Origin of the sequence: Paenarthrobacter sp. Z7-10 (assembly GCF_026932795.1) — a bacterium.
Lineage (GTDB): Bacteria > Actinomycetota > Actinomycetes > Actinomycetales > Micrococcaceae > Arthrobacter_M.
Genome location: NZ_JADPVH010000016.1, coordinates 38,670 through 58,435 on the forward strand (window position 1 = coordinate 38,670; position 19,766 = coordinate 58,435).

General features: G+C 64.3%; 20 protein-coding genes. 9 read left to right on the forward strand and 11 right to left on the reverse strand.

Annotation, left to right across the window (positions count from 1 at the left end):
* Position 1 precedes the first annotated feature (1 nt).
* Complete coding sequence (gene gatA / locus IV498_RS06865; protein ID WP_269045817.1) at positions 2-1,537, reverse strand: Asp-tRNA(Asn)/Glu-tRNA(Gln) amidotransferase subunit GatA; 1,536 nt, start codon at positions 1,535-1,537, stop codon at positions 2-4.
* Positions 1,537-1,833 carry an Asp-tRNA(Asn)/Glu-tRNA(Gln) amidotransferase subunit GatC gene (gatC, locus tag IV498_RS06870; protein WP_269045818.1) on the reverse strand — a complete coding sequence of 99 codons (297 nt, stop codon included), beginning with the start codon at positions 1,831-1,833 and terminating at the stop codon, positions 1,537-1,539. The genes gatA and gatC overlap by 1 nt, the downstream gene beginning before the upstream one ends.
* A 155-nt stretch (positions 1,834-1,988) precedes the next feature.
* On the opposite strand from gatC, the gene IV498_RS06875 reads away from it, so the two are divergent.
* Positions 1,989-2,615 carry a HEAT repeat domain-containing protein gene (locus IV498_RS06875; RefSeq protein ID WP_269045819.1) on the forward strand — a complete coding sequence of 209 codons (627 nt, stop codon included), beginning with the start codon at positions 1,989-1,991 and terminating at the stop codon, positions 2,613-2,615.
* A gap of 7 nt (positions 2,616-2,622) precedes the next feature.
* Here IV498_RS06875 and IV498_RS06880 read toward each other — a convergent pair whose 3' ends face one another.
* The 9 genes from IV498_RS06880 to IV498_RS06920 form a co-directional block, all read right to left on the reverse strand.
* The gene (locus IV498_RS06880) at positions 2,623-3,138 is read right to left on the reverse strand and encodes a GNAT family N-acetyltransferase (RefSeq protein ID WP_269045820.1); all 516 of its coding nucleotides are present in this window, start codon (positions 3,136-3,138) and stop codon (positions 2,623-2,625) included.
* Positions 3,139-3,263: 125 nt separating this feature from the next.
* Positions 3,264-3,728: a DUF2087 domain-containing protein gene (locus tag IV498_RS06885; RefSeq protein ID WP_269045821.1), complete on the reverse strand. Its 465-nt coding sequence runs from the start codon at positions 3,726-3,728 to the stop codon at positions 3,264-3,266.
* A complete protein-coding gene (locus IV498_RS06890; protein WP_269045822.1) occupies positions 3,725-4,618 on the reverse strand; it encodes an inositol monophosphatase family protein in 894 nt (297 codons plus the stop codon). The genes IV498_RS06885 and IV498_RS06890 overlap by 4 nt, the downstream gene beginning before the upstream one ends.
* On the reverse strand, positions 4,615-6,828 hold the full coding sequence (gene ligA, locus IV498_RS06895) for an NAD-dependent DNA ligase LigA (RefSeq protein ID WP_269045823.1): 2,214 nt from the start codon (positions 6,826-6,828) through the stop codon (positions 4,615-4,617). Before ligA ends, IV498_RS06890 begins: the two co-directional genes overlap by 4 nt.
* Positions 6,829-6,902: 74 nt before the next feature.
* Complete coding sequence (locus IV498_RS06900; protein WP_269045824.1) at positions 6,903-7,631, reverse strand: PP2C family protein-serine/threonine phosphatase; 729 nt, start codon at positions 7,629-7,631, stop codon at positions 6,903-6,905.
* Positions 7,632-8,019: 388 nt separating this feature from the next.
* A complete protein-coding gene (locus IV498_RS06905; RefSeq protein ID WP_442951309.1) occupies positions 8,020-9,111 on the reverse strand; it encodes an adenylate/guanylate cyclase domain-containing protein in 1,092 nt (363 codons plus the stop codon).
* Positions 9,112-9,304: 193 nt separating this feature from the next.
* Positions 9,305-9,901, reverse strand: a complete 597-nt coding sequence (locus tag IV498_RS06910) for a PH domain-containing protein (RefSeq protein ID WP_269045826.1) — start codon at positions 9,899-9,901, stop codon at positions 9,305-9,307.
* Positions 9,894-10,796 (reverse strand): biotin--[acetyl-CoA-carboxylase] ligase, encoded by a 903-nt coding sequence (locus IV498_RS06915; protein ID WP_269045827.1) that lies wholly within the window; start codon positions 10,794-10,796, stop codon positions 9,894-9,896. The genes IV498_RS06910 and IV498_RS06915 overlap by 8 nt, the downstream gene beginning before the upstream one ends.
* A gap of 181 nt (positions 10,797-10,977) precedes the next feature.
* Positions 10,978-11,880: an SDR family oxidoreductase gene (locus IV498_RS06920; protein WP_269045828.1), complete on the reverse strand. Its 903-nt coding sequence runs from the start codon at positions 11,878-11,880 to the stop codon at positions 10,978-10,980.
* A gap of 247 nt (positions 11,881-12,127) precedes the next feature.
* Between IV498_RS06920 and IV498_RS06925 the strand changes: the two genes are divergently transcribed.
* From IV498_RS06925 to IV498_RS06960, 8 genes are all read left to right on the forward strand, one after another.
* Complete coding sequence (locus tag IV498_RS06925; RefSeq protein WP_269045829.1) at positions 12,128-13,711, forward strand: acyl-CoA carboxylase subunit beta; 1,584 nt, start codon at positions 12,128-12,130, stop codon at positions 13,709-13,711.
* On the forward strand, positions 13,708-13,947 hold the full coding sequence (locus tag IV498_RS06930) for an acyl-CoA carboxylase subunit epsilon (RefSeq protein WP_269045830.1): 240 nt from the start codon (positions 13,708-13,710) through the stop codon (positions 13,945-13,947). The genes IV498_RS06925 and IV498_RS06930 overlap by 4 nt, the downstream gene beginning before the upstream one ends.
* 169 nt (positions 13,948-14,116) lie before the next feature.
* Positions 14,117-14,872, forward strand: coding sequence for a cyclodeaminase/cyclohydrolase family protein (locus tag IV498_RS06935; protein WP_269045831.1), 756 nt, complete (start codon positions 14,117-14,119; stop codon positions 14,870-14,872).
* A complete protein-coding gene (locus IV498_RS06940; RefSeq protein ID WP_269045832.1) occupies positions 14,869-15,783 on the forward strand; it encodes a bifunctional methylenetetrahydrofolate dehydrogenase/methenyltetrahydrofolate cyclohydrolase in 915 nt (304 codons plus the stop codon). Before IV498_RS06935 ends, IV498_RS06940 begins: the two co-directional genes overlap by 4 nt.
* A 93-nt stretch (positions 15,784-15,876) precedes the next feature.
* Positions 15,877-17,661 carry a DUF885 domain-containing protein gene (locus IV498_RS06945; protein ID WP_269045833.1) on the forward strand — a complete coding sequence of 595 codons (1,785 nt, stop codon included), beginning with the start codon at positions 15,877-15,879 and terminating at the stop codon, positions 17,659-17,661.
* A gap of 236 nt (positions 17,662-17,897) precedes the next feature.
* Positions 17,898-18,353, forward strand: coding sequence for a PPC domain-containing DNA-binding protein (locus IV498_RS06950; protein ID WP_269045834.1), 456 nt, complete (start codon positions 17,898-17,900; stop codon positions 18,351-18,353).
* A 199-nt stretch (positions 18,354-18,552) separates the two neighbouring features.
* Positions 18,553-18,936 carry a YbjQ family protein gene (locus tag IV498_RS06955; RefSeq protein ID WP_269045835.1) on the forward strand — a complete coding sequence of 128 codons (384 nt, stop codon included), beginning with the start codon at positions 18,553-18,555 and terminating at the stop codon, positions 18,934-18,936.
* Positions 18,937-19,113: 177 nt separating this feature from the next.
* The gene (locus tag IV498_RS06960) at positions 19,114-19,728 is read left to right on the forward strand and encodes a TetR/AcrR family transcriptional regulator (protein WP_269045836.1); all 615 of its coding nucleotides are present in this window, start codon (positions 19,114-19,116) and stop codon (positions 19,726-19,728) included.
* Positions 19,729-19,766: the final 38 nt, after the last annotated feature.

The following is a 19,766-nucleotide window of genomic DNA, read 5'->3' on the forward strand; positions in this document are numbered from 1 at the left end:
ATTATTTAGCCTCCGTGGTCTTGGCAAGCTCGGCCAGAGCCGGGGCCTTGGCCAGGATCGGTCCACCCCAGCTTTGCTCCAACATTGTTTCCAGCACTGCGCCAACCCGGTACAGCCGGGCGTCCTGGCGGACCGGGGCCAGCAATTGAATGCCGGCGGGCAGACCATCCTCATCGGCAAGGCCGCTAGGCAGGGACAGCCCGGGGACACCAGCCATGTTGGCCGGAATGGTGGCCACGTCATTGAGGTACATCGCCAGCGGGTCGTCGAGCTTCTCACCCAGCTTGAACGCCGTCGTCGGCGCAGTCGGGGAAATCAGCACGTCCACCTGCGCGAAGGCGGCGTCGAAGTCGCGCTGGATCAAGGTGCGCACCTTCTGCGCCGAGCCATAGTAGGCGTCGTAGTAACCGGCGCTGAGGGCGTAGGTGCCCAGAATGATGCGGCGCTTAACTTCGTCGCCAAAGCCTGCCGCCCGGGTGGAGCCCATCACCCGTTCAATGGTCATCGGACCGTCCTCGGGCAGCACCCGCAGCCCGTACCGGACCCCGTCGAATTTAGCCAGGTTGGACGAGGCCTCCGAGGGCATGATCAGGTAATAGGCACCCAAGGCGTAGTCGAAGTTCGGGCACGAGACCTCAACGATTTCGGCGCCCGCACTGCGCAGCATTTCCAGCGAATCGGCGAACCGCGCCTCCACCCCGGCCTGGTAACCCTCACCACCGAGTTCTTTGACCACACCGATCTTCATGCCCTTGACATTGCCGAGCCGTGCGGCCGCGACCAGTCCGGTGGCCGGATCCGTCAGCGAGGTTGAGTCGAAGGGGTCGTGGCCGCCAATCACCTCATGCAGCAGCGCCGAATCCAGCACCGTCCGGGAAACCGGACCAATCTGGTCCAGGGACGACGCCATCGCGATGGCCCCGTACCGGGAAACGCCACCGTAAGTGGGCTTGACCCCCACCGTTCCGGTGACAGCGCCCGGCTGCCGGATGGAGCCACCGGTATCCGTGCCAAGCGCCAGCGGTGCTTCAAATGAAGCCACCGCCGCCGCGGAACCACCGCCGGAGCCGCCGGGAATGCGGTCCAGGTCCCACGGATTGCGGGTGGGACCGTAGGCGGAATGCTCTGTGGAGGAACCCATGGCGAACTCATCCAGGTTGGTCTTGCCCAGAATGGGCATCCGCGCTGCCCGCAGTTTTTTCACCACGGTGGCGTCGTAGGGGCTGTGCCAGCCTTCGAGGATTTTCGACCCCGCCGTCGTCGGCTGCCCCACCGTAACGATCAGGTCCTTGACCGCGATTGGAACGCCGGCCAGCTCGTGCAGCTCCTCGCCGCGGGCGCGGCGCTCATCAACGTCCGCGGCAACGGCCAGCGCTTCGGCGGTGTTCACGTGCAGGAAGGCATGGATGCCGCGTTCACCCCCGTCGACGGCGGCAATCCGGTCCAAATGCGCTTGGGTCAGCTCGACGGCGGAGACTTCCCTTGCCGCCAGCTTGGCCGCCAGAGCGGCGGCGGAATGCTTAATCAGCTCAGTCATTAGTCCTCTTCCAGAATCGCAGGCACCCGGAAGCGGCCGTTCTGTGCGTCCGGGGCGCCGGAGAGCGCCTGGTCCGCAGTCAGCACATGTCCCACCACGTCCTCGCGCAGCACATTGCTCAACGGAATCGGGTGCGAAGTGGCGGGAACGTCGTTCCCGGCAACCTCGCTGATGCTTTTAACCGAATCGACGATGACGGCGAGTTCGCCTGCCATCCTGTCCAGTTCGTCGTCGGTCATCTCAATGTGAGCGAGCTGCGCCAGATGCGCCACATCGTCACGGTTGATCGCAGCCATGGATCTCCCCTGCAAAGTTTAGTATTTCCACTCCAGTCTAATGCGCGGCCGTGGTCGGTTCGGGGCATCACATCGGCACCGCGCCTGCCGCGGCAAACCGGGATACCGCAGGTTCCGGTTCACCCGGTCGAAAAGTTCCCGCGTAGATTGGATACATGCCTGCCGAAGAATTGTCTGTCCCCATTGAAGCCTCGCCCACGGACCGGATCGCCGCCGCCGTCGACCGTTTCGGTGAGCGGAACGTCGTCGAACGAGCCCTCACCCTGCTGGACGGTGACGACGAAACACAGGACTTTCTGCTTTTCATGGGCGGCTCCCATGCCAACGGCATCCTGAACGGTGCGCCCGCGCTTTACTGGCCCGAGCTGTGGGGTGCGCGCGCCTTCATGTATATCTGGGACGATTCCGCGGCCCCAGCCATTCGCAAGGGGCTGGACAACCGGGCGTGGCGAGTGCGCGAGATGTGTGCCAAGGTAGCGGAGCACCGGGGACTTCCGTTCTCCGATGCACTGGCAGCTTTACTGGCGGACGAGGTGCCGCGGGTGCGTTCCGCTGCGGCCCGTGCGCTTGCGCAGCTCGGCCTGGCGGAGCATGCCGAAGCCATTTCGGTGCTGCTGCGCGACGGCGATGTCGACGTCCGCCGCCAGGCAGGCGCAGCGCTGAAGAAGCTGGCCGTCCGGACCGGAACGGAGCGGGACACTCCGTCCCACGCCCAGGGCGCTTCGGCTTCGGCTCCGTCGGCCCGCAAGTCAGGATCGCGCCGCCACAAGCCCAAGCGGTAGCCTGCGGTCAGAGGTCCAGCCGGTACACCAGCAGCTTGATCTCGGTCTCGGGAACCAGCCAGTCGCGCTCGGGTACCCGCACGAAGCCCGTCGACTCGTACAGGGCATGGGCGCTGTGCCAGTTTTGCCCGGTGGTCAGGCTGATTCCGTTGATGCCATTGAGTGTGCGGGCATGGGCGATGATGGCCTGCACCAGGGCCCGGCCAATTCCCCCACGCTGTACGGCTGGATCAACCACCAGCATGCGGAACTCCAGCTCGTCGCCGCGGGCAATATCGGCATATGGATCACCGGCAACGGCCAATGTGACAGATCCCACCACTTTGCCATCGCGCTCGGCCGCCCAAACAGGCGCAGCCGCGGCCCGGTCCGCAACCTGCTGGATCCGTATCATGTACGGATGCTCGGCGTCGTCGAAGTGGCCGGCGGCAAGGTATGAATCGCGCGTGATCCGGGCGACGTCGTCGTAATCGGCGGGTGATACCGGGCGGACAGTGACGGGACTGTGGGTGGTGATCATCATTCTTTCAACTGGCAGCTGCGGACCCGTAGCCTCGGGCGGGGACATCCCAGTTTACAGCTCCCGAAAACCGCCGCCGAACGCTGTCCCCAGGCAGGAGCCGGGGTGCGCCGCCCACCGCTATGTGGTCAGGAGGAGCGCCAGTACTGGCTTCCATCAGCGTCGCGCTGCAGGAAGCCGAAGTCGACCAAGGCGCGGCGCAGGGTTGGGATGTCTTCCGTCACAGTGGCCAGCAGGCGGTTAACATCATGTTCGACCAGGACCTCCTCGCTGCCGAAGAGCCGGATGGCCAGCTGTCCCAAAACGTGATCGCGGTCCTCGGGTTTGCGCGGAATGCCCTGCAGCCTACCGTGCGTAAAGAACCTGTCCGCCCCCGCGGGCTGCGGCTTGCGCGCGGAGCTGAGGACCTCCGCAAAGACCTCCGGCGCCAGTTCGTAGCTGCCATCGCTGACCTCCAACAGCCCTGCGGAGGCGAGCTTGGCCAGTTCCGCCGGGGATCCACCGCCGTCGATCCCCAGCACCTTTTCTGCGTAGACCTGGCGTAACCGGTCGTTTCCCAGAGCCGCAATGAGCTGCTGCCATGAGGCCGTCACGGAGTGAATTTTTCTGCTAGTTCGGGAATAGATGCGGCGGTCCACGAGGACATGGCCTCTGCCTGCGACGGCAGGCCCACCAGCGCCGAGGACAGCTCCGGACGCCGAACCCAGGCGCCCGCCTCTTCGGCGATCAGTGCCCCGGCAGCAAAGTCATGCTCGTACAGTCCATATTCCAGGTAGGCATCAACTCCACCCTCCGCCACCGCACACAGCTCCAATGCGGCCGAACCGAGGCGGCGGAAGTCATTGAAGTTCTGCATCCGCGCGCCGAGCTGGCCGGCAAGCCGACTGCGGATTTCCGGATCATAGGTCAGCGACGTTGCCAGCAGCCGGCCATTCCGGGGCAGCAGCGGGCCCTGTAATTTGGTCACTGTTACCTGTCCGTATGGGTTCTCCTCTTCGAGCCAGGCTCCACCGCCCCGGCTGGCGAAGTACGTGCGCCGCAGGGCCGGCGCGCTGACAACTCCAGCCAACCAGCCGCCGTCGGGCCCCTGGACGGCTACAGACGTGCCGTAATAGGCAATGTTGCGGATAAAGTTCATGGTTCCATCCAGCGGATCCACGGACCAGCGATAGCCAGAGGCATCCGGCCCGCTGGTAGGCGCCAACTCCTCCCCCGTGATGGCATCCAAGGGACGGGCTGCGGCGATCGTCTGCCGCACCGCCCGCTCCGCTGCCAGGTCAAAGGCCGTGACCCAGTCCGCGTCCGAGCCCTTGGCAGTCGCCGCAAACGCTGAGGGATCCCGGGCCGCCAGGACCGCAGCCCCGGCCGCAGCTGCGGCTTTGGCCAAGGCCAGCAAATCGGCCAGCAGGTCTGCGTTTCCCCCGGGCTTAACCCCGGTTTGGCCGTCGCCAGGACCGGCGGCGCTGCCGTCACGTGCGTTCATACCGCTCCCTCCGCCAGCAGTTTAACGAAACCAGCCTCGTCCAAAACCCTCAGGCCCAACTGCTCCGCCTTGTCCAGCTTCGTGCCTGCGTTGTCCCCGGCCACAACATAACTGGTGTTTTTTGAGACCGAGCCGGAAGCCTTGCCGCCGCGGGTAATAATGGCTTCCTTCGCCTCATCCCGGCTGAAGTTCGGCAGCGATCCAGTGACGACAACGGTCAGCCCTTCCAGAGTCCGCGGCACGGAACTGTCCGCCTCGTCCGCCATCCGCACGCCGGCACCGGCCCATTGTTCGACGATGTCCCGGTGCCAGTCCACCTCGAACCACTCCACCAACGCCTTGGCGATGATCGGACCCACTCCATCGACATCGGCGAGCTGTTCCTCGCTGGCGCTGCGAATGGCATCCATGGATCTGAAGCCCGTCGCGAGCGCACGGGAGGCAGTGGGGCCGACATGGCGGATGGACAACGCCACGAGCACCCGCCACAGCGGCTGCGACTTGGCTTTTTCCAGCTCGGTGAAAAGCTTGACGGTATTGGCGGTGGGAACGCTGGGTTTCCTGGCCATCGGTTTCGAGTAAAAGTACGGCACCAGCTCCCGACCCTGCACCTCGCCGCGAACCTTCTTCTCCCGCTCGATCCGCACGTCCGCCAAATCCTCCGGGGTCAGCGCGAAAAGGTTCGCCTCATTGGTCAGCGGCGGAGTTGCCGGGGCGGCGGGCTGCGTCAGGGCAATGGCAGCCTCCCAACCCAAGGCTTCTATGTCGAAGGCACCACGGCCCGCCAGGTGGAAGACGCGTTCCCGCAGCTGCGAGGGGCATGAGCGGGCGTTGGGGCAGCGGATGTCCACGTCGCCTTCTTTGGCCGGCGCCAGTTCCGTCCCGCAGGACGGGCAATGAGTGGGCATCACGAAGGCACGCACCGGCGGGTCCTGGGCGGCGCGCAGCGCCATCACCGGGCCAACGATCTCCGGAATGACATCACCGGCCTTGCGCAGCACCACAACATCGCCAATCATGATGCCCTTGGCCTTGACCACATCCTGGTTGTGCAGGGTGGCCATCTCCACGGTGGAACCGGATACTTTGACCGGCTCCATGACGCCGTACGGCGTAACGCGTCCGGTGCGGCCGACGTTGACGGCGATGTCCAGCAGTTTGGTGTGGACTTCTTCCGGTGCATACTTATAGGCCACGGACCAACGCGGGACCCGGGAGGTGTAGCCCAGCGCCCGCTGGGTGGCATAGTTGTCCACTTTGACCACAATGCCGTCAATTTCGTGCATCAGGTCGTGGCGGTGCTCGCCGTAATGGGCGATGAACTCCAGCACGTCCTCATAACGGTCCAGCACCTTAAAGTAGGGACTGGTCGGCAGCCCCCATGTCTTTAACAGGGCGTAGGTGCCGGATTGGCTCTCCGCCGCCAGACCTTCCCGGGCGCCGATGCCATGCACGTACATACTCAGTGGCCGTTGTGCGGTAACCGCCGGATCCTTCTGCCGCAGTGACCCGGCCGCAGCGTTTCGGGGGTTGGCGAACGGCGCTTTTCCGGCCTCCACCATGGCCTCGTTCAATTGCAGGAAATCCTTGGAGGCAATAAAGACCTCTCCCCGGATTTCCACTTCCGCCGGCAGGTCCTTGCCGCGCAGCTGGCGCGGGATGTCCTTGAGGGTCAGTACGTTGTGGGTGATGTCCTCCCCGGTGGTGCCGTCCCCGCGGGTGGCCGCCCGGATCAGCTTCCCGTTCCGGTACAGCAAATTAACGGCAAGCCCATCGATCTTGAGTTCAGTCAGCCATTTGAGCTCCGGGTGGCCGCCCATCTTCTCCACGCTGGCTTCCACCCGGCGGATCCAGACCTGCAGTTCCTCCAGCGAGAAGACATCCTCCAGACTGTACATCCGGGCCAAATGCTGCACGGCGGCGAACGCGGCGGAGACCTCGCCCCCGACTTCCTGGGTGGGAGAATCGTTGCTGATCAGCTCCGGGTGGAGCGCTTCGACTTCCTCCAAGCGGCGGTACAGCTGGTCAAACTCGGCGTCGGAAACCAACGGCTCGTCGTCGTTGTAGTAGGCGGCGCGGAACTGGCGGATCCGGTCGGCCAAGGATTCATATTCGTCGCGGAGGGCTTCGGTAGGAACCTCGCGGTCCACCGAACCGGGACTGCTGTCATCAGTATCCTTGGCTGTGCTCACAGTCCTATCTTGCCCCATACCTGCAGCAGATATGCCAGCCCGTGGCCAGCCAGGCACACCGGCCGGCCCGCACCAGTCCGGCCTTCCAGCATCTACTGCGCAGGCACCGGACCGGTGACCGATGCTGCGTCCAGGACCACAACGCTGACGTTGTCCCGGCCACCGGACTGCAGAGCCGCCCGAATAAGGTCGGTGCAGGTCCGTTCCGGGTCCCCGTCCGCGGACAGAATTTCGGCGATCCTGTCATCACCCAGCTCTCCGGTCAGGCCATCGGAACAGATCAGAATCCGATCCCCGTCCGTCACCGGCAGCAACCAGAAATCCGCCGAGTTCTCAGTGCCAAGGCCAAGAGCCCGCGTGACGACGTGCCGCCGCGGGTGGTACTGAGCCTCCTCAGCCGTTATGTGCCCCAGGTCCATCAGTTCCTGAACTTCCGAATGGTCAACGGTCACCCGTTCCAGCCCGCCCTTACCCAGCCGGTATGTCCTGGAATCCCCCAGATTGAAAATCAGCCACTGCGGCATCCCCGCATCGCGCACAAGTACGGCCCCGGACACCGTCGTCCCGGCACGTTCGTCCGTGGCGGCGCGGATGGCTGAGTCGGCCATCATTAGGGCCTGCGTGATGTGCTCCGGCGAGATGTGATCGCCCGCCGCGAGCAGATCCTGGTTGTCCGCCAACGATTCGACGCAGATGCGGCTCGCGACTTCGCCCGCTTCGTGGCCGCCCATTCCGTCCGCCACCGCGTAGATCGGATACCGTGCCAGGACTGAGTCCTCGTTGATTTCACGACGCAGACCACGATCCGAGGCTTGCGCCATGCTTAGCCGAAAGTCTCCGGCTAAAGGTCCGTCGGCGCTCATGCCAGGCCGACGACGACGGTGGTGAGGCCCCGGCGCAGGGTCGGGGAGTCAGTTCCGGACCACCTAATACCAACCCGGGAACCGGGCTGCCAGCTGTCAATCGGGACACCGAGGCACCCCGCACCAACCCCGGTACCCGACCGTCCTCTGTCCCTCGGCGGAATGCTTGGGTTTCCGATCGGATTCAGCTGTTCTGCCATCGGGGGAACGTTTCCTTTGCTGATCGGTGCTGTCACTGGTACCACTCTACGAAATCCTGTCTTCGCGCCTAGCCCTGATCGCCACGCCGTCCTCCGGCGGCTTGCGGCTTTTGGCCCTAAAGTCCACAGCGCATCCACAACGGCCGCTAATCGACAACGAGGCCTTCGCCGCGGCCACGGGCCAGGACCACCGGATGGATAGCACCGAAACCACGGACCTGCTGGACCTCTTGGGGCAACAGCACGAACCTGTCATCCGAGTTCAGCGCCGCCGCCGTTGTCGAGTCGATCAAAACCGTGCCCGGCTCGGCCAGCGCCGTAAGCCGGGCGGCGAGATTAACGGTCGGGCCATAGATGTCACCGAGCCGGGAGAGCACCCGCCCCCAAACCATGGAAACGCGGGCCTCCGGCAGGAAATCATCGGCGGCCATGGCTTCGGCGAGCGCCAGCGAAATTTCGGCCCCGGCCACCGGCGTCTCGCAGTTGAACAGCACCTCATCGCCCACTGTCTTGACCAGCCGGCCACCACCGACGGAGATAATCTCCGCGCACTTGTTCTCGAAACGCTGGACCAGCTTCGCCAAGGTCTTTTCGTTCATCCGGCGGGACAGACTGGTGTAGCTGACCAAATCGGCAAATCCTACCGCCCGGGCCAACGGCAGCGGTGCGTCGTCCTCGGTACCCTGACGGCCTTCCTCACTGGAATCCAGACCCGCCTGCGCGCGCACGGCCAGGCGCTGCACGCCGGCGTTGAGCTGACGCCGCCAGGAGTAGATGAGCATCTTCTCCATCGGCTCGATCAGCTCCGGCAGTTCTGACACCAGGACGCGTCGGGCCTCGGCATCGCTGACGTTGCGCTCGGCCGCAATGTCCTCCACCAGTGCCTCGATCTGCCAAACCACCATCCGGTCTGTCATCTGCCCCACCGCCCGGGTCACCGAAATGGCCGCTTCCTCGGTCAGCAGCCCCTCCCGGACCACGTCAATCACTGTTGTCAAGGCATCCTGGTCCCGCTCGGTGAACGCGACGTCGTCGTCGCCCAGATTGGGGAAGCCCATGGCCCGCCACAACTTACGCGCGGACAGCAGGGAAACGCCCGCACCGGCGGCCACATCGCGTCGCCGCAGCCGGCGCTCTCCACCGAGCAGCCGGGTTTCCAGTGATTGCAGCGCATGGCGTGCCTCGCGGGGATCGGAAGTTTGGCTCCTGCCGGAACCTATACCCGCGGCCTCATCCATGATGAAATCAACGCCGGGGGGATTGTCGGCCGGACCAGCTTCTTCCGCAGGCAGGACGACCCCGGCAGCACCAGCATCCTCCGCTGCTCCGGGCACGCGATCAGCGGCTCCGTCCTCCGACGATTGCGCGGCGCACCGCCCCGGAGTCTCCAACGACCCAGCGGCGAGCTGCCCAGGAGTCTCCAGCACGTAGTTATCGTCGTTCATTGTCCGGATCCTCCTCTCCATGGCCGTCGCCGTCATCCGCGAAATTCCAGTCATTCTCCGGGCGCGCCAGGGAGCTGTGCGGCAACTCGTCGATGGCGGCCAAGGCAAAATTGCGGAATCGGGCCACTTCCGGCATATCCGCCATCAATGCCGATTCCCCCTGTCCCAGATCTAAGGCTATAGTCCCGGACCTCAATATTCGCTGAAGACCCGACTGCCGCGAGCCAAGATTGCGCACCGTTGCCAGCGGAATGTCCTGCCGTGAGCGCCGCAACCAGCCCCTACGCACCACAATCCTCCGGCTGGTCAGGGTATAGCGGGTTCCGGCCCATCGCAGGTAGCGGCGGAGCGGATACACGATCCACGCCAAGGACGCCAGAACGACGACGGCGGTCATCAGCGCCGTTTGCCAACCAACGAGCGCGGGGGCAAGCCGGCCGACCGAGCCGCGGCTAAGCCAGGCCAACGCGAACCCGGCCACAGCCGGTATCACCAGGAAGACCGCAACCGGAAGGGTCAGCGACCTGGCCTGTGGACGGCTCTGCACAATGACTTGTTCCCCCGGCGCCAACCAGCTACGCATAGGCCACGGTCCCGTCGGGCTGTTGCCTGCGCAGATGGACCACATCCCCGGCGGAGACGGGATGAGTGCTTCCGGCTCCATCGCGCACCAGCAAGGATCCGTGGGCGTCCAGACCGATGGCTTCACCGTGCAGCATGCGCCCCCCGGGCAACTCCACCCGTACCGCGCAGCCCAGCGTGGCCATTCGTGCCGACACCAGCTGCAGCAGCGACTTGCCCTCCCACAACGGCAGCCGTGGACTACCTCCGCCGTCGCAGAAGGACCGGTACAGCGCCGCAAAGCGTTGCATATAGGCAACCAGCAGAATGTTCCGATCCAGCGTGTCGGCGTTTTGCAAGGCAAGCGAGGTGGCAGTGGAAACCGGCAGCTGCGGCGAGGTCTGCGAAACGTTAATGCCGGTTCCGAGCACGACCGCAGTGCCGTACCCAGCACCGGCACCCGAATTCACCGGTACCAGATGGGCCAGGATTCCGGACACTTTCCGGCCAGCCACGAGCACGTCATTGGGCCACTTCAGCTCCGCAGAAATGCCGGCGGCCACATCCAGGGCATCGATCAGCCCCAAAGCAGCCAGCATCGACATCCAAGCACAGGCATCGGGAGCCAGATTTCTTCCGTGGGCGTTCGGACGAAGGAGCACGCTCACGATGACCGAGCTGCCCGGAGGTGCATTCCAGACGCGATCCATCCTGCCGCGCCCCGAGCTCTGCTCCTCGGCGCATAACATGCTTAGATCCGGCCACAGCTCCGAAGCCGGGGACGAGACGGCCGCAACCAGGTCCGCGTTCGTGGAGCCGGTCCTGCGCACCAGATCCACCCGGGCGAACTGACCGGCGGGCTGCAACAGCACACCGCGCAGGACACCGACATCCAGGGGCTCAGGGTCGGGGGTCATGCCACTGATCCTATCCGGAGGGACTGGTCAGCCCCGGAGCGAAGCGGATCGGCAGCGGGGGCCAACAGCTGTCCCAAACCGATTCATGCTGCCCTAAACCGCTTAGGCGGTGCTGGCCGACACCGCATAAGCGGGTTTCCACCGCACCTGACTGGAAGGACCGCCTATCCACCACCAGCACTTAGAGGAAAATGTCCGGAACCAGCCGGTCCTCGGGCGCCCCCAAGCTGTATCCGGAAAAATCCGTTATCCCTTCGTGGCCCAACACTTCCTCGTCCGTGAAGAAATTTCCGGTGCACCCGCGGCTGGGACGGGTCAGGATAGCGTGGGCCGCGTCCGCCATGATGTCAGGCCTCCGCGCAGCCTTGGCAATCCGTTCGCCGCCGGGCAGATTCCGGATGGCTGCCGTGTCAATTATGGTGCACGGCCAGAGTGAATTCACCGCGATGCCATCGTCCTTGAGCTCCTCAGCCAGTCCAAGCGTTGTCATACTCATGCCGTATTTGGCCATTGTGTAGCCCAGATGCAATCCGGCCCAGTGCGGCGTCATGTTCAGCGGCGGAGACAGCGTGAGAATGTGCGGATTCGCGGAGCGCCGCAACGCCGGCAGGGAAAATTTGGACAGCATGAACGAGCCGCGCACGTTGATGTCAGCCATCAGGTCGTAGCGCTTCATGGACAGCGCGTCGGTTGTGGACAGATCGATGGCTGACGCGTTATTGAGCACGACGTCGATGCCTCCGAACGTCCGCACCGCGGCTTCGACGGCGGCAGCAACGTCGTCGTCCTTACGCACATCGCCGACCAGCGGCAACGCCTGACCGCCGGCCGCGCGCAGCTGCTCCGCCGCGGTGAAGACCGTGCCCTGCAGTGACGGATGCGGTTCGCCGGTCTTTGCCAGCAGCACAATGTTCGCCCCGTCCCGGGCGGCCCGCAGTGCGATGGCCAATCCGATGCCCCGGCTCCCGCCGGAGACCAACATCGTGCGTCCGGACAGCGACCGTCCCGACGGCTGCGCTGAAGGGCTGGAGCCTGGACCGACGTTGGCTCCATCGGCGGATGCGGGTGCGGTACTGGAAGTCATGCGCTCAGCCTAGTACGAACGCGCCAACGATGTTACTGGCCGGTAACATCATTCGATCTTCCCAGCTAGCGGCCTCCGAACTTGTAGGGTTTCTACAGCGGCCCCCGTCCAAGCCCTTACTAGACTGGAGTCAAAGCGATGTAATTTGTGCAGTTCCTACTTAACGCCGGGAACGGCACCGAATCAACGCAGAAAACTGTTTTACCGCAGGAAAGCAGCCCTATTGTCTACCCGAGCCGGAGAGCACATGAGCCACGATCTGACGACCACCGCCGGCAAGATCGCGGATTTCCGGGATCGGACGCACCAGGCGGCGCAGCCTTCCGGCCCGGAGGCTGTCGAGAAACAGCACGCCCGCGGCAAGAACACGGCCCGCGAGCGCATCAACCTGCTGGTGGATTCCGGATCGTTCGTGGAATTCGATGCCCTCGCCACGCACCGCTCCACCGCCTTTGGGATGGAAACGAAGAAGCCACTCGGTGATGGCGTCGTTTCGGGCTATGGCACAGTGGACGGCCGGCTGGTTGCCCTTTACAGCCAGGACTTCAGTGTCTACGGCGGCTCGCTGAGCCAAGTTAATGGCGAAAAAATTGTCAAGGTCCAAGAATTTGCGCTGCGCAATGGCTGCCCGGTGGTAGGCATCAACGATGGCGGCGGCGCCCGAATCCAGGAGGGGGTCGCCTCGCTGGCGATGTTCGCCGATATCTTCCGCAACAACGTCCATGCCTCCGGCGTGGTCCCGCAGATTTCCCTGATCATGGGACCCTGTGCCGGTGGTGCCGCCTACTCTCCCGCACTGACGGATTACGTGGTCATGGTGGACAAAACAAGCCATATGTTCATCACCGGACCGGACGTGATTAAGACCGTGACCGGCGAGGACGTGGACATGGAAACATTGGGCGGAGCGCGCCAGCACAATTCCAACACCGGCACTGCCACCTATTTGGCGACAGATGAGGCGGATGCGATCGAATTTGTCCGTGAGCTGCTGGACTTCCTGCCCTCGAACAATCTGGCCGAGGCCCCGGTGACCGAACATGAGCAGGAACTGGAGCTCGACGAGGGCGATCTGGTCCTGGACAGGCTGATTCCGGATTCGGCCAATCAGCCCTACGACATGCGTGCGGTGATCGAACAGATCGTCGACGACGGCCATTTCCTGGAGATGCAGGCGCTCTACGCGCCGAACGTCTTCATTGGCTACGGCCGGATCGAAGGCCACACGGTGGGCATCGTGGCCAACCAGCCCATGCAGTTCGCCGGCACTTTGGACATTAATGCCTCTGAGAAGGCCGCCCGCTTCGTGAGGCACTGCGATGCTTTCAACGTTCCCATCATCACGCTGGTCGATGTGCCGGGGTTCCTGCCCGGCAAGGATCAGGAATTCCAAGGCATTATCCGCCGCGGCGCCAAGCTGCTCTACGCCTATGCCGAGGCCACGGTGCCCAAACTGACAGTGATTACCCGCAAGGCCTATGGTGGCGCCTACATTGTGATGGGTTCCAAAAAATTGGGCGCGGACCTGAACTTCGCCTGGCCCACCGCGCAGATCGGGGTGATGGGTGCCCAGGGTGCGGTGAACATCCTCTACCGCCGTGATCTGGCCGCCGTGGTACAGGCCGGCGGTGACGTGGAGCGCAAACGCCAGGAAGTCATCCACCAGTACGAGGAAGAGCTCCTGAACCCCTACCAGGCGGCCCAACTGGGCTACGTGGATGCCGTGATTGCCCCTTCGGATACCCGGATCCAGCTGATCAAAGGCCTGCGGGCGCTGCGCGACAAACGGGCCAGCCTGCCGGCCAAGAAGCATGGGAACATCCCGCTGTGACAGCCGTCCAGCCCGGCGATAACCGGTCAGAGCCAGTCGAGACCCCGGTCCTGACTGTTGTCCGCGGCCATCCCACGGTCGAGGAACTGGCCGCGCTGACGGCCGTCGTGCTCGCCCTCCAGCCGGCGGAGGCCGCCGCACCAGTCCGTTCCCCCGCCCGGCACTGGGTCCGGCGCGAGCACCTCCGGCTCGGCCCCAAACCCGGACCCGGCGCCTGGCGCCGCAGCCGCGGCTGATCCGCACCACCCAACTACATCCCCCGGCGAGGGCGCCCGTATCCGTGAGGTCCAAGCTCCTCCATCTTTACTGCTCCGGTGACGGTCGAAGCCCCGCTGACCGCTCCCCCGAACGCGGGCGCTCGAAGGCGGGCACACGATCCCGCTGCCGCGGCCTATGATGGTGCTGATGCTAGACAGTCCCGAATCCCGCACATCCGCCGCGCAGACCGGCGTCGAGCTGTGGGACCTTTCCCTGAACGAATTTCGCGCCCGCACTTCGGGTTCCGACCCGACCCCCGGTGGTGAATCGGTTTCGGCGGTGACGGCCACGCTGGGCTGCAGCCTCGTACAGATGGCCCTTGCCGTGACGACCGCCGCCGGGACCGCTGACGTAACCGCCCGCGCGGATATGGATGCTCCTCTTGCCGCCGCAAAAGCACGCGGCGAGGAACTGTCCGAACGGCTCGCGGCTGGTGCCGGCGCCGACGTCATCGCCTTTGAAAACCTGATGTCTGCCTACCGGCTGCCGCGCTCGTCGGAGGACGAACGGCATACCCGCCGGGCAAGGATTGCACAGTTCAGCGAGGCGGCCGCTGAAGCCCCGATGTGCCTGGCCGAGACCATCGCCGAGACAGTGATCTTCGCCGCAGGGATACTTGGGCAGGTCAAGCCGCTCGTCGCCAGTGATGTGCTGGCCGGCGCCGATCTGCTGATGGGATCCTACCGCGCGGCGTTGCACACCGTCGACGTCAACCTGCCCGCGGTCGAACCCGCGGCGGCTGCGGAAATCGTTCGCCGGCGGGACGGAACTTCGGCGCGGATTGAGGGCGCCAGTGGCCAACTCGCCGCGCAAGCACGGCAGGCAGCCCAGGCGCAGAAGGCCGCTACGGCACAAAAGACTCAAAAATCTCAGCAGACCCACCATGCTCAGGAGACCCGATGAGCGCCCGAATCATCAATCCGACTGAATTGGCCGAGAACTACCGGGAGAATTTACGCTCCGAGGTCGCCCAGCTCGACAGCCCGCTTCGGATCGTGGGCTTTCTCGCACACGGGAACGGTCCCGCGGCCACTTACGCCCGATACACGCGGCGCGGCTGTGAATCCGTAGGAATCGACTTCGATTTGCGCACCGTGGACGGTGCCGACATCGAACACGCCATCGGTGCCGCGAACGGGGACCCCAGCGTGCAGGGAGTCTTCGTCTACTACCCGATGCAAAATGGCGAGGCGGACCGTTGGCTGCGGGAGTTGGTGGATCCCCGCAAAGACGTGGAGGGTATGCATTCCTTCTGGAGCCGTTATCTGTACGAGAACCGGCGCTTTTTGGACGAGGAGCGCACGCAGCAGGCGATCCTGCCATGCACCCCGCTGGCCATCCTCAAACTGCTCCAGCATGCTGGGCTGCCGGCCGGGACATCGGGCACCGAAGCACCATTGGCCGGGATGAATGTATGCGTGATCAACCGCAGCGACATCGTCGGCCGGCCGCTCTCCGCCATGCTGGCCAACGACGGCGCCGAAGTGATCTCGTTTGATATAGACGGTGCGTTAAAGTTCCAGCCTTCAATCGGTCGGGAGGCCCACGTGGTCAGCCGGACGGACATCAGCCGGCAGCAGGCGCTCGCCCAGGCCGACGTCGTCGTCACAGGAGTGCCGTCGAAGAATTTCGAACTTATCGGCCCGGAGGAAATTAAGTACGGTGCCATCTGCGCCAACTTCTCCGAGCACCGCAATTTCGAGCCGACCATCACCGACCGCGCTTCAGCGTTCATTCCGCGCGTTGGCCCCATGACGGTGACAATGGCGATGCGCAATACGGTTCGGCTGTACCGCGATGTCCAGTCGAGGTGACAGGGAGCCGCTCTTTCTCCGAAGAGTCTCTTAGCGCGAACCGTGCTTCAGTGAACCCTTCCTAACTCAAACATCGCCAGCTAGGCTCGACGGGTGACTACTCAAGCCTCAAAACCCAGCCGCCCGCAGACCCCCATCGATGCTGTCGCCGATGCCTACACGGACAAACTCATGGCCCTGGATCCCAGCTTCGCCACCATGTTGGGCATTCCGGGGCACGAAACCGAATACCGGGACTACTCCCCCGCTGGCCACGATGCCATGGCTGCTGCGGCCACTGACACGCTGGACCAGCTGGGGACGCTGCAGCCCGCCGACGATGTGGACCGGGTGACCGTCCACGCGATGCGCGAACGGCTGGGCCTGGACTTGGAGGTGCACCAGAGCGGATGGGATCTGGCAGATTTGAACAATATCGCCTGCGCCGCACAGGATATCCGCGCCATCTTTGATTTGATGCCCACCTCCACCGTTGAGCAGTGGGAGCACATCGCGGGCCGGCTGGCCAACGTCCCCGCGGCCATCGACGGCTACATCCTGTCGCTGCGGGCTGGCAAGGAACGTGGCTTGGTCGCCGCCCGCAGACAAGTCAACAACGTGATTGAACAGGCGGAGCGGCACACGGAGGACGACGGCTTTTTCGCCAGCTTCGTCGCCGATGCCAAAACCACGGGCCCAACGGCCGCGGAAGGTTCCGCTCTGGACTCTGGTTCCGTCCCGGAGCAGGACGGCACGCCGGCAGAGGACTCCACGCCAAACGAGTCCGACGGCACCCTCCCGCAGCGCACGATCGATCAGCTGGCTTCTGGAGCCGATGCAGCACGAGCCGCCTATGCCAAGCTGCGGGATTTCCTGCGTGATGAGCTGCTGCCCAGCGCTGGGGAAACGGACGCCGTGGGCCGGGAACGCTACGAACTTGCCTCACGCACCTTCCTCGGTTCCGCCGTCGACCTGACCGAAACCTACGCTTGGGGCGTCGCCGAACTGGACCGGATCATTGCCGAACAGGAGCAGATAGCCGATCAGATTGCGCCCGGGGCCAGCATCGACGAAGCCAAACGGATTCTAAATGAAGACCCCGCCCGGCAGCTCAACGGAACGAAGGCACTGCAGTCCTGGATGCAGGAGCTCTCCGATAGGGCCGTCGCCGATCTCTCCGATACGCATTTCGATATTCCTGACATCATGAAAACGATCGAGTGCAGGATCGCGCCGACACAGGAGGGCGGCATCTACTACACCGGACCCAGCGAGGACTTCTCCCGTGCCGGCCGGATGTGGTGGTCCGTGCCCGCAGGCGAGGATTCCTTCACCACGTGGGCGGAAACCAGCACCGTCTACCATGAGGGGGTGCCCGGTCATCACCTGCAGGTAGCGACCGCGACCTATCAGAGTGGACTTCTGAACAAATGGCGCCGCAACGTTTGCTGGGTCTCCGGACATGGCGAAGGCTGGGCGCTCTACGCGGAGCGGTTGATGGATCAGCTGGGCTACCTCGCCGATCCGGGCGACAAGATGGGCATGCTGGATGGACAACGGATGCGTGCGGCCCGGGTGGTCTTCGACATCGGCGTCCACCTGGAGCTGGAGATCCCACCGCGCTGGGGAGCTGGAACTTGGACGGCCGAAACAGGGTATGAATTCCTGCGCAAAAACCTGGACATCAGCGAGGGGCAACTGAACTTTGAGTTCAACAGATACCTCGGCTGGCCGGGCCAAGCGCCGTCCTACAAGATCGGCCAGCGGCTTTGGGAGCAGATTCGGGATGAGCTCCAGCAACGCGATGGGCAGGACTTCGATCTGAAGGCCTTCCACACCAAGGCACTCAACGTCGGCTCGATGGGTTTGGACTCCCTCAAAGAGGCGCTGCTGGGGTAATTCACGCCGAAAATCCCGGGCCTCGCTACCTCCGCGCCGCCGGTGACTGTCCGGGCGATTGTGCTCACCCAGACGCGCCCGGGACTGAGCATAAGCACGTTCTGCCCACCGAGACGCCCATGCCACTGAGCAGAAGGACCGGGGCAGGCGTGCGCTCAGGGGTCCGATTGCGGCCGTACGCCACGGGCCATACGCTGAAAATACGACGACGGCCACCGCCACGAAATGAGGACGCGATGAAGAGCAAGCAGGTGTATGAGGACAACGTTCTCCGCACGTTCGTCCTCATTCTGGACAAGGGGGACGAGGCGTTCGAGCAGATCCCGCGCTTCGCCAAGGACCACGACATCACGGGCGCAAGCCTCACGGCGGTGGGAGCATGCCGAAGCGCCACCCTGGGCTACTTCGACTCTGAGATCAGCAAATACCGCAGCACCAGTTTTGACGAACAAGTGGAGATCCTCTCCCTGCTGGGCGACATCGCCACCAAAGATGACCAGCCGACCCTGCATGCCCACTTGGTGCTGGGGCGCAAGGACTCCTCTGCGGTCGGCGGCCATCTGCAAAGTGTCACCGTCTTTCCCACCATGGAGGTCGTCCTAACCGAGACCCCGGCCCATCTGTGCAAGCGCGTCGATCCCGAGACGGGGCTGGCGCTGGTGGCGATCGATGAGTCGAGCGGGCCGGAGTAGTCCTGACCGCCCGGTGGCTGTTGAAGGGTAACGGCAGCGGCGGATCGACGACGACGGCCCTGCGTCAGGGCGGCGTTCAGCTGAACGGGGCAGGGACCAGTGGTTCCCGCCGATTTTCGGGCCGTTGCCTCCGCTGTACGCTGTGCCGAAGGCACCGGCTGCGGAGACGGACCCCGCAGGACGTTCGAGGAAGGAAACCATGATCATCGTGACGACGAACGACATCGCCGGCTACCGGATCGATGCCGTCTTTGGTGAGGTGATGGGGCTGACAGTCCGTTCACGCCACCTCGGCGCGCAGTTCACCGGCAGTTTCCGTGCGCTGGGAGGCGGCGAGTTGCCGGAGATGACTCAGGCCCTGTACGAGAGCCGGCACGAAGTGATGGGTCGGATGGTGAGCGAAGCGCAGCAAAAGGGCGCAAACGCCATCGTCGCCATGCGCTTCGACACCAGCGAAATGGGCCAGAACTGGACTGAGGTCTGCGCCTATGGAACGGCCGTTTTCGCCATACCGCTGTCCGCCGGCGAAGCCGGATCCACCGGACAGTCTGCCCATGAGGCCCGGAACCAGCCAAGAAGTTGAACGCCGGAAGCCGGCTACAATAAACCTCAGCATCGCGCCGAAGCGCCCTATGGACAGCAGGAGCGCCACCGGCCCGGCCAGCAGTGACAGGAAGCTCAGCTCGGACAGCGCCGCGAGGATCAGCCACTGGTTCGCCGTGATTTGCACAGAGTGCAAAGTTGCACTTAGTGTAGAGACATGTCCGAAACAGCAGCGCCTTCGCGGCGAGAACTGAACAAGACCGCCAACCGGGACGCGATCGCCGCCGCTGCGCTGGAGCTGCTGCGCAGCAGGGGAATGGGCGAATTCACGGTGGACGACATCGCCGCGACCGCTGGCGTTTCCCGCCGGACCTTCTTCAACTATTTCTCCAGCGCCGAGGCAGCTATAGCCAGCTTCACGCAGAAATATCTCGACTCTGTGATCGAGCAGCTCCTCCGCCGGCCCTCGGATGAGCCGCTGCTGGAATCCGCTCAGCACGCGCTCACCGCCGTCGGCAGTCCACGCGACCTTGCGCTCCTCGCCGAAACATATGCCCTGACGCAGAATCATCCTCAGCTCTCCCGCTACCAGCTTCAGGCCTGGGACGAATGCAGCACCAGCATCATCGCGGCCGCGACCAACCGCCTGGGCAAAGTGGATGATGAGTTGTACCTGCACGCCCTGGTCGGATCCATTATCGCCAGCGGCCGAGCCGCGATGGAGGTGTGGTTCCAGCAGCGCGGGCCGGATACCAGCGAAACCTCGCTGGCAATCCTGCGGCAACTGCTCTTTGACGCGGTCGGCCACCTTCGCAGCGGCTTTAACCCCTAGTTCGCGCGGCTGATACCCGCGGACTCAACCCGCGCAGC

What these genes read in the sequence shown, in the direction of transcription:
- IV498_RS06905 (WP_442951309.1), bottom strand. Translation starts at nt 9,111, where the DNA reads ATGGATGAGGCCGCGGGTATAGGTTCCGGCAGGAGCCAAACTTCCGAT.
- gatC (WP_269045818.1), bottom strand. Translation starts at nt 1,833, where the DNA reads ATGGCTGCGATCAACCGTGACGATGTGGCGCATCTGGCGCAGCTCGCT.
- IV498_RS06890 (WP_269045822.1), bottom strand. Translation starts at nt 4,618, where the DNA reads ATGAACGCACGTGACGGCAGCGCCGCCGGTCCTGGCGACGGCCAAACC.
- IV498_RS06955 (WP_269045835.1), top strand. Translation starts at nt 18,553, where the DNA reads ATGATCATCGTGACGACGAACGACATCGCCGGCTACCGGATCGATGCC.
- IV498_RS06910 (WP_269045826.1), bottom strand. Translation starts at nt 9,901, where the DNA reads ATGCGTAGCTGGTTGGCGCCGGGGGAACAAGTCATTGTGCAGAGCCGT.
- IV498_RS06950 (WP_269045834.1), top strand. Translation starts at nt 17,898, where the DNA reads ATGAAGAGCAAGCAGGTGTATGAGGACAACGTTCTCCGCACGTTCGTC.
- IV498_RS06900 (WP_269045824.1), bottom strand. Translation starts at nt 7,631, where the DNA reads ATGGCGCAAGCCTCGGATCGTGGTCTGCGTCGTGAAATCAACGAGGAC.
- IV498_RS06935 (WP_269045831.1), top strand. Translation starts at nt 14,117, where the DNA reads ATGCTAGACAGTCCCGAATCCCGCACATCCGCCGCGCAGACCGGCGTC.
- ligA (WP_269045823.1), bottom strand. Translation starts at nt 6,828, where the DNA reads ATGGGGCAAGATAGGACTGTGAGCACAGCCAAGGATACTGATGACAGC.
- gatA (WP_269045817.1), bottom strand. Translation starts at nt 1,537, where the DNA reads ATGACTGAGCTGATTAAGCATTCCGCCGCCGCTCTGGCGGCCAAGCTG.
- IV498_RS06960 (WP_269045836.1), top strand. Translation starts at nt 19,114, where the DNA reads ATGTCCGAAACAGCAGCGCCTTCGCGGCGAGAACTGAACAAGACCGCC.
- IV498_RS06915 (WP_269045827.1), bottom strand. Translation starts at nt 10,796, where the DNA reads ATGACCCCCGACCCTGAGCCCCTGGATGTCGGTGTCCTGCGCGGTGTG.
- IV498_RS06920 (WP_269045828.1), bottom strand. Translation starts at nt 11,880, where the DNA reads ATGACTTCCAGTACCGCACCCGCATCCGCCGATGGAGCCAACGTCGGT.
- IV498_RS06875 (WP_269045819.1), top strand. Translation starts at nt 1,989, where the DNA reads ATGCCTGCCGAAGAATTGTCTGTCCCCATTGAAGCCTCGCCCACGGAC.
- IV498_RS06880 (WP_269045820.1), bottom strand. Translation starts at nt 3,138, where the DNA reads ATGATGATCACCACCCACAGTCCCGTCACTGTCCGCCCGGTATCACCC.
- IV498_RS06925 (WP_269045829.1), top strand. Translation starts at nt 12,128, where the DNA reads ATGAGCCACGATCTGACGACCACCGCCGGCAAGATCGCGGATTTCCGG.
- IV498_RS06940 (WP_269045832.1), top strand. Translation starts at nt 14,869, where the DNA reads ATGAGCGCCCGAATCATCAATCCGACTGAATTGGCCGAGAACTACCGG.